General features: G+C 72.6%; 3 protein-coding genes. All 3 read right to left on the bottom strand.

Annotated elements, in window-relative coordinates; all coding sequences use genetic code 11:
* Positions 1-149: 149 nt before the first annotated feature.
* On the bottom strand, positions 150-854 hold the full coding sequence (locus tag E1287_RS43135) for a DUF4328 domain-containing protein (RefSeq protein WP_131971918.1): 705 nt from the start codon (positions 852-854) through the stop codon (positions 150-152).
* Positions 855-973: 119 nt separating this feature from the next.
* Positions 974-1,354, bottom strand: coding sequence for a hypothetical protein (locus E1287_RS43130; protein ID WP_243719844.1), 381 nt, complete (start codon positions 1,352-1,354; stop codon positions 974-976).
* Between the two features lie 38 nt (positions 1,355-1,392).
* Positions 1,393-1,585: LuxR C-terminal-related transcriptional regulator (locus E1287_RS43125; protein WP_131971916.1), on the bottom strand; the 193-nt coding region annotated here is incomplete at its 5' end.

The raw sequence follows: 1,585 nt of genomic DNA, 5'->3' as shown, positions 1-1,585 counted from the left end.
CGCCCGTCCCGTCAGCCGCCGGATCGTCCAGCCGACCGGGTTCGCCATGTCCCCGTACTCCGACATCGGCCATGCCGGGCCCGCGATCAAACGTCCGCCCGCCGCGCGCCTGTGGCACAGCAGCCCGGGCAGCTCGGGCCCCTAGCGGCTCAGGCGCCCGGGGCCTGGGCCGACGACGTCACCGACATGCACTGGAGCCGCGTGATCTGGAAGACCGTGGCCATGCACAGGGTGGCGGCGAGCGCCTGGAACGCGGCCGCCGCGACGCCGACGTGGACGTCGAAGCGGGCGTCGGCGAGGGTGTCGACGCTGCCGTGGGTGAACGCGCGGCCGAGGAGCAGGCCGAGGAGGGCGCACACCCACCAGGCCGCGACGACGAGGCCCGCGGCCTGGCGCTCGGCCGTCCGGTACCGGCCACTGTTGACCCAGATCTCGTAGACCATCCGCGGCGGCAGCCACAGGTTGACGACCGGGCAGAGCCAGCCGAGCAGGACCCAGGCGCGGTGGTGCCGGTGCGGGCCGGGCGACTGCCGGTACGCGCGCCACAGCCAGGTCAGGTACAGCACCCCGGTGACGACGGCCATGATCGCGCTGATGGCGAACACGTCCGTGTAGGGGGCGAGGATCTCGCCGGTGGCGGCGGGGTCGTAGTTGTCGTGCGTGGCCCCGCGCAGCGGATGGGCGAGGCGGAGCAGGCTGATGCCGGAGCCGAGGGCGACGAACGCGTTGAAGCCGAGCAGCATGAACACGGCGACGCCGACGGCACGGAAGTCGCGGCGCCGCGCCCATGCTCCGCATGCCGGGCAGCGCGTGACCTCGGCGGGGATGATGTCGCCGCACAGCGCACACGGCATGGGTTCACCTCCGACGGCCTTTGCGATTCGCTGCTTTGGATACTACGTACGTTTGACTTGCGCGTCCCACCGCCGGTTCGCGCCGCGGGCGTGTGGATCTTCACACCCGGGGGTGGATCTCAGACCTGGAAGACGAGCCGCGCCGCGACATAGGTGGCGGCGGCGGTGAGGGCCGCCCAGGCGGCGAGACGTCCGAGGCCGCCGGTGCTGAGGAGCCGTTCGGGACGGAAGCCGGTGACGAGCAGCAGCGCCCACCACTCGGCGGCCAGCGCGATCGTCGCGTACAGCGACCCGAAGCCGATCAGCGAGCACGTCAGGACGACGCCCGCCGGGGTGATCGTGTGCGCGAAGAGGGTGGGGCCGCGGGCCGGTCCGTGGACGCCGCAGCGCAGGCGGACGAGGACGACGCCCCACCCGGCGGCGCACAGCATCCACACGGCGACGACCGCCGTGGGCAGCCCGTTCAGCGACTCCGGTGCCAGCGCCCTGTCCTTCCCCATCCGTTCCTCATGCCCTCCGGTCCATGCCTGCCGGAGGATCAGGTCATGAGGCCCGATTCCCATGCCCACGCGGCCGTCTCGACCCGGTTCCGGGTGGCGAGCTTGCGGTGGACGCTGCCGAGGTGCGTCTTGACCGTGGACAGCGACACGTACAGCTCCGCCGCGATCTCCTCGTTCGTCCGGCCGCGGGCGACGAGGCGGACGACGTCCAGCTCCCGGTCGGTGAGGGGT

It is taken from the genome of Actinomadura sp. KC06 (assembly GCF_004348735.1).
GTDB lineage: Bacteria > Actinomycetota > Actinomycetes > Streptosporangiales > Streptosporangiaceae > Spirillospora.
Note: the sequence above shows the minus strand (reverse complement) of the source record. Positions and strands in the feature narration are given on the sequence as shown.

Bases quoted from the DNA above. Each gene is read 5' to 3' on its own strand.
- E1287_RS43130 (WP_243719844.1), bottom strand. From the start codon at position 1,354: ATGGGGAAGGACAGGGCGCTGGCACCGGAGTCGCTGAACGGGCTGCCC.
- E1287_RS43135 (WP_131971918.1), bottom strand. From the start codon at position 854: ATGCCGTGTGCGCTGTGCGGCGACATCATCCCCGCCGAGGTCACGCGC.